Raw genomic sequence first — 6,093 nt, 5'->3', positions numbered from 1 at the left:
GGTGCGGATACCGGTTGATGTACTCCGGGTTCAGACCCACCACGTCCAGCAGGTCCTGCACCGCCCGCCGCCGGTCCCCCCTCGGCGCCACCTCCGGATGGATCTCGAACGGCTCCCCGATGATGTCCCCCACCGTCATCCGCGGGTTCAGCGAGGTGTACGGGTCCTGGAACACCATCTGGATGTTCCGGCGCACCGCCTTCAGCGCCCGCCCCGACAGCCGCGCGATGTCCTCACCCTTGTACAGCACCTGACCGGACGTCGCCCGCTCCAGGTTCATCAGCACCTTCGCGAGCGTCGACTTCCCACAGCCCGACTCGCCCACGATGCCCAGCGTCTCGCCGCGCACCAGGTCGAGGGAGACGCCGTCGACGGCCTTGACGGCGCCGACCTGCTTCTTGAAGACGATGCCCTGGGTCAGCGGGAAGTGCTTGACCAGGTCCCGCACCTCCAGGATCGGCTCAGCCACGGACGGTCTCCTTCCAGAAGTGGCAGGCACTGCGCCGGCCGGGCAGGTCGGCGCCGTCCGCGTCGGTCACGGGCTGCAGGACGGGCAGCTCCGTGGTGCAGACCTCCTGCGCCCGGGGGCAGCGGGGGTTGAAGGCGCAGCCGGAGGGGATGCGCAGGAGGCTGGGGGGCAGTCCCTTGATCGCGTAGAGCTCCTGGCCCTTCTGGTCCAGGCGCGGGATCGACTGCAGCAGCCCCTTGGTGTACGGGTGGGCCGGGTTCTTGTACAGCTCGTGCACCGGCGCGGTCTCCACGATCCGCCCCGCGTACATCACCGCGATCTTGTCCGCCACGTCCGCCACCACGCCCAGGTCGTGCGTGATCAGGATCAGGCCCATCCGGTACTCGCGCTGCAGCTCCGCCAGCAGGTCCATGATCTGGGCCTGGACGGTCACGTCCAGGGCGGTGGTCGGTTCGTCCGCGATGATCAGGTCCGGCTCCAGGGCCAGCGCCATCGCGATCATGATCCGCTGCCGCATGCCGCCCGAGAACTGGTGCGGGTAGTCGTTGACCCGCTCCCGGGCGGCGGGGATGCGGACCCGCTCCATGAGCTCGACGGCCTTCGCCTTGGCGTCCTTCTTGGACATGCCTTGGTGCACCCGGAAGACCTCGCCGAGCTGCCAGCCCACGGAGAAGACCGGGTTGAGGGCGGAGAGGGCGTCCTGGAAGATCATCGAGATCTTGCGGCCGCGGATCGAGCGGCGCTGCTCCTCGCCCATGGTGAGCAGGTCCTCGCCGCGGTAGAGCACGCGGCCGCCGGCGATCCGGCCGGGGGGCGTGTCGAGGATGCCCATGATCGCCTGCGCCGTCACCGACTTGCCCGACCCCGACTCGCCCAGCACCGCCAGCGTCTCGCCCGCGTCCACGCTGTAGCTGACGCCGTTGACCGCCCTGGCCACACCGTCGCGGGTCTTGAACTCCACGTGCAGGTCGTCGACCTGGAGCAGCGGCGTGTCCGGGCCGTCCGGCGCCTCCGCCTTCAGGGTGTCGGCCGCGGCGCCCGCGCCGGGGGCGTCGTCCACTGTCTTCTTCACTTCGCCGTCGCCTTCCTTGTCACCGCAGCTTGGGGTCGAGCGCGTCGCGCAGACCGTCGCCGACGAAGATGAAGCCCAGGGTGGTGAGCACCACCGCGAGGGAGGGGAGCGTCCACATGTAGTCGTAGACGCCGATGAACCCCCGGCCGACGGCCAGCATGTTGCCCCACTCGGGGACCTCGGGGCTGACGCCGACGCCCAGGAAGGAGAGGGACGCCTCGGCGACGACGGCGGTGCCGACGTTGAAGGTCGCGTAGATCAGCACGGGGGCGATGGAGTTGGGCAGGATGTGCCGCAGGATGATCCGGCGGTGGCCGGCGCCGAGGGCCCGCGCGGCGTGCACGTAGTCCATCTCCCGGGTCGAGAGCACGGAGCTGCGCAGCAGCCGGGCCACGGTCGCCCAGCCGAAGACCGCGAGGGCGATGATCACGGGGGTGACGCCCCGGCCGGTCACGGTGATGATGATGATCGAGCCGATGAGCAGCGGGAAGGCGAAGAACACGTCGGCGACGCGCATCACCAGGGTGTCGTAGAAGCGGCCGAAGTAGCCGGCGACCGCGCCCAGGGCGACGCCGATGATCACGGTCAGCACGATCGAGGCGACGCCGACGAGGACGGCGATGCGGGAGCCGTACACGACGCGGGAGAACTGGTCGCGGCCGAGCGAGTCGGTGCCGAAGAGGTGGCTGCCGGAGGGCGCCTGCAGGGTGTTCATCAGGTCCTGCCGGTACGGGTCCTGCGGGGCGATCAGCGGTGCGAAGGCCGCCGTCGCCAGCAGGAGCAGGACCAGCACCGTGCCGACGAGCGCCAGGCGGTTGGTGGCGAAGCGGTGCCACACCTCGCGCCACTCCTTGGTGGCGGCGACGGCGGGTTCGGCGGTCGCGGCGCCGTGGCTGCCCGCGGTCGCGGCGGCCGCGGCCTCGGCGCCGGCCGACTGGGGACCCTCCGGCCCGGCGGCCTCGCCGGGCTGCCCGGGCACTTTCGCGAGATTGGTCATGGGATTGCGTTCCTCCACTGGCCCGCGGGCCCTAGCCGAGCCTGATCCGGGGGTCGAGTACCGCGTAGAGCAGGTCGACCAGCAGGTTGAGCAGCACGAAGATCAGCACGCCCCAGGTGGCCACGCCGATGATGATGGGGTTGTTCTGCTGCTGGACGGCCGTGTTCATGGCCATGCCGACGCCGTCCCAGTTGAAGATGACCTCGGTGATGAGGGCGCCGCCGAGCAGGGTGCCGAAGGAGATGCCGATGTAGGTGATGACCGGGATCACCGAGTTGCGCAGCACGTGCTTGAGCAGGACCTGCCGGCGCGGCACGCCCTTGGCCACGGCGGTCTTGACGTAGTCGGCCCGCAGGATCTCCAGCATGGTGCCGCGGGTGAGCCGTGCGACCAGGGCCGCGTCCACGAGGGCGAGGGTGAGCGCGGGGAGGATGATCTGCTTGGGGTCGCCCGGGTCGCCGATGACCGGCACCCACTTCAGCTGCACCGCGAAGGTGTTGAGCAGCAGCATGCCGATGACGAAGGTGGGGAAGCCGACCACGATCGTGGTCGCCAGGGTGACGACCGTGTCCAGCAAGGAGTAGCGCCTGAGCGCGGCGACGACGCCCACCAGCATGCCGATCACCATGTCGAAGACGATGGCGACGACGGCGAGCTTGGCGGTGTTGACGAGCTTGGGGGCGAGGATCTCGGAGACCGGGCGGCGCTGGGTGAAGTCCTCCCCCATGTCGCCCTGGACGAGCCGCTTGATGTAGTTGCCGTACTGGACCGCCAGCGGGTCGTCCAGACCGTAGCGCTGGTGGAGCTGTGCGATGACCGCGGGGTCGCGGGCCTTGTCGCTGCCGGCCAGCGACCCCACGGGGTCGCCGGGGATCACGAAGAGGCAGGCGAAGAGGATCATGGTCGCACCGAGGAGGACGACGACCATCTGACCCAGCCGCCGCACGACGTATCTACCCATGGGTGGGGCCTCTCGGGGGATGGGGTGCGCGGGGGCCGGTCGCCGACGAGGGCCGCGGAACGCCGTTGCCCTGGCGTTCCGCGACCCTCCTGTGCGGTGCTGCCGGCGCGCGCGCCGTGCGGGGGACTACTTCGCCGAGACGGCGGACAGCGTGGGGTTCTCGTTGAAGTCGTAGGTGAGGTTGTTCCACTTGGAGGTGTTCGCCAGGCGGAGCTGGGTGCGGTTCCAGAGCGGGATGAGCGCCTGGTCGTCCATGGCGACCTTCTCGGCCTGCTGGTACAGCTTGTAGCGCTCGCCCTGGTCCTGGGTGCTGGCGGCCTGGGACGTCAGCTTGTCGAACTCGGGGTTGCTCCAGCGGCCGCGGTTGTCACCCTGCACCACGTGGCTGTCGGGGTTCTCGTTGATCGAGCTGGTGGAGAGCAGCGGCGTGAGGAAGTTGCCGGGCGTCGGGTAGTCGGCGCCCCAGGCGGCCCGGTAGATGCCGGTGCTGTCGGGCGAGGTCTCCTTGTCCAGCAGCTCCTTGAAGGGGATGCCGTCGAGCTTGACCTTGAGGCCGAGCACGTCCTTCAGCTGGCCCGCGACGGCCTGGACCCACTCCTCGTGGCCGGCGCCGGTGTTGTAGCCGAAGTACAGCTCGGTGCCGGGCTTCAGGCCCGCCTTGTCGGCGAGCTCCTTGGCCTTGGCCTTGTCCTGGGCGACGCAGCTGGCGCAGACGCCCTTCTGGTAGGCGCTCGGGAAGGCCGGCGGCACCAGGGAGTCGGCCGCGGTGAAGAAGCCCTTGAAGACACCGGCCGTGATCGCCTTGCGGTCGATCGCGTACGAGATCGCCAGGCGGGCCTCCTTGCTGGTGAGGGGCCCCTTCTTGGTCATCGGCAGGATGTAGTTCATGCCGTTGGAGTCCCACTGGAGCCACTGGCCCTTGGGCTCGTACATCGCCTTGGCGGCGGAGTACTGCGGCACGGGCATCCGGGCCCAGTCGAACTGGCCGGCCTGGTAGCCCTGGTACTCCAGGGTGACGCCGTTGTCCGCGTTGAGGATCGAGATCTCGACCTTGTCGAGGTGGGCCTTGTCCAGGCCGTAGTCGGCGTTGCGGACCAGCGTGATCTTGGTGTTGTGCTGCCAGGGCCCGTCCATCTTGAAGGGGCCGTTGCCGATCGGCATGTCGTTGTACGTCTTGTTGTCCGCCGCGCCGGCCACCTTGGGCACCGGGCTGAAGGCGGTGTGGAAGGTGCGGAGGTCGAACTCGCAGTCCTTCTGCGCGAGCTTGACGACCAGGGTGTCGGCGGACGGCGCCGAGAGGCCCTTGAAGGTCGTGGCCTTCCCGGACTGGAGGTCGTCGAAGCCGTCGATCTCGGCCATGTGGTAGGCCACGTCGGAGGCGGAGGCCTTGGAGGCGGTGCGGGTCCAGCCGCGGATGAACGCCTCGGCGTCGACCGGCTCGCCGTTGGTGAACGTCGTGCCCGTCTTCAGCTTGAACGTCCACTCGCTGCAGTCGCTGTTCGGGGTGCGCGACAGGGCGAGCTTGGGGACCACCGTGCCGTCGGCCTTGACGTCGATCAGGCCGGTGAAGAGGTTGTGCGTGACCAGGATGCCCTCGGACTCCTGGGCGTTGTACGGGTCGATCGCGGTGGGCTCGCTGATGCCGAGCTTGAAGGTGCCGCCGTCCTTGGCGGGGCCGCCGGCGCCCTGGGAGGACTGGGACGGGCTCTTCGAGCCGAAGTCGCTGCTGCCGCTGTTGCTGCAGGCCGTCACGGCGAGCGCGGCCGTAGCCGCGACCGCCGCCCATCTCATGGCCTTGGTCAGCCTCATTCATCTACCCCTTTGATCGACCGCACAGGAAGTGACGGGAAGGCAACTCGCGCGCGCAGAGCCACTATCGATCACAAAACCCTCTCCTGAGAATCGGGCCTGCGTCACTTTTTCATTACGCGCACCGATCAAGGCGGGGCAAGGGGTGGCAAAGAGATGCAAAACAAAACGGAGCCAGGAAATCCGATTCCACTTTATCCGGAGACCGGCGTCCGATAAGAGGCCGCGAAAGCCGCAATACTCGTTTATAGAGGCAAAGGAGCGACCAGCATGCGAACCGGCGGCCCGCCCCCGCCGCCGGCGCGGGACCGGGCCGCCGACAGGGGGAGGGCGGGCCCGCGGGGACCGCGGACTCCGCCCTCGCCACCCGCCCGCCGCGCCCGCCTACTCCGCGTGGACGACGTCCTTCTCCTCGGCGAAGTGGCACGCCGAGTCGTGCGCCGCCTCGCCCTTCAGCCACGACGGCGCCGCCAGCAGCGGCTCCTCGACGGTGCACCGCTCCTGGGCCTTCCAGCAGCGGGTGCGGAACCGGCAGCCCGACGGCGGGTTCGCCGGCGAGGGCACATCCCCCTGCAGCAGGATGCGCTCGCGCTCCTCACGGGTGGCGGGGTCGGGGACGGGGACCGCCGAGAGCAGCGCCTGCGTGTACGGATGGGTCGGGTGGTCGTAGATCTGGGTGTCCGTGCCGATCTCGACCATCTTCCCCAGGTACATCACCCCCACCCGGTCCGAGATGTGCCGCACGATCGACAGGTCGTGCGCGATGAACATGTACGACAGGTCGA

At 69.2% G+C, this 6,093-nt stretch carries 6 protein-coding genes; all 6 read right to left on the bottom strand.

Annotated elements, in window-relative coordinates:
- Positions 1-499 (bottom strand): ATP-binding cassette domain-containing protein (locus LO771_RS29745; protein WP_374228276.1); only part of this gene is annotated, 499 nt, incomplete at its 3' end.
- Complete coding sequence (locus tag LO771_RS29740; RefSeq protein WP_230748229.1) at positions 462-1,490, bottom strand: ABC transporter ATP-binding protein; 1,029 nt, start codon at positions 1,488-1,490, stop codon at positions 462-464. The genes LO771_RS29740 and LO771_RS29745, both read right to left, overlap by 38 nt.
- A gap of 70 nt (positions 1,491-1,560) precedes the next feature.
- Positions 1,561-2,538 (bottom strand): ABC transporter permease, encoded by a 978-nt coding sequence (locus LO771_RS29735; protein WP_230748224.1) that lies wholly within the window; start codon positions 2,536-2,538, stop codon positions 1,561-1,563.
- A gap of 31 nt (positions 2,539-2,569) precedes the next feature.
- Complete coding sequence (locus LO771_RS29730) at positions 2,570-3,499, bottom strand: ABC transporter permease (RefSeq protein WP_230748222.1); 930 nt, start codon at positions 3,497-3,499, stop codon at positions 2,570-2,572.
- A gap of 126 nt (positions 3,500-3,625) precedes the next feature.
- Positions 3,626-5,308, bottom strand: a complete 1,683-nt coding sequence (locus LO771_RS29725; protein WP_230748220.1) for an ABC transporter substrate-binding protein — start codon at positions 5,306-5,308, stop codon at positions 3,626-3,628.
- A 384-nt stretch (positions 5,309-5,692) separates the two neighbouring features.
- Positions 5,693-6,093 (bottom strand): ABC transporter ATP-binding protein (locus LO771_RS29720; protein WP_230748218.1); only part of this gene is annotated, 401 nt, incomplete at its 5' end.

The organism is Streptacidiphilus sp. ASG 303 (genome assembly GCF_020991365.1).
GTDB lineage: Bacteria > Actinomycetota > Actinomycetes > Streptomycetales > Streptomycetaceae > Peterkaempfera.
This window is presented reverse-complemented; position numbering and strand designations above follow the sequence as displayed.

Excerpts from the sequence above, each read along its gene's own strand:
- LO771_RS29725 (WP_230748220.1), bottom strand. The coding sequence starts at position 5,308 with ATGAGGCTGACCAAGGCCATGAGATGGGCGGCGGTCGCGGCTACGGCC.
- LO771_RS29735 (WP_230748224.1), bottom strand. The coding sequence starts at position 2,538 with ATGACCAATCTCGCGAAAGTGCCCGGGCAGCCCGGCGAGGCCGCCGGG.
- LO771_RS29730 (WP_230748222.1), bottom strand. The coding sequence starts at position 3,499 with ATGGGTAGATACGTCGTGCGGCGGCTGGGTCAGATGGTCGTCGTCCTC.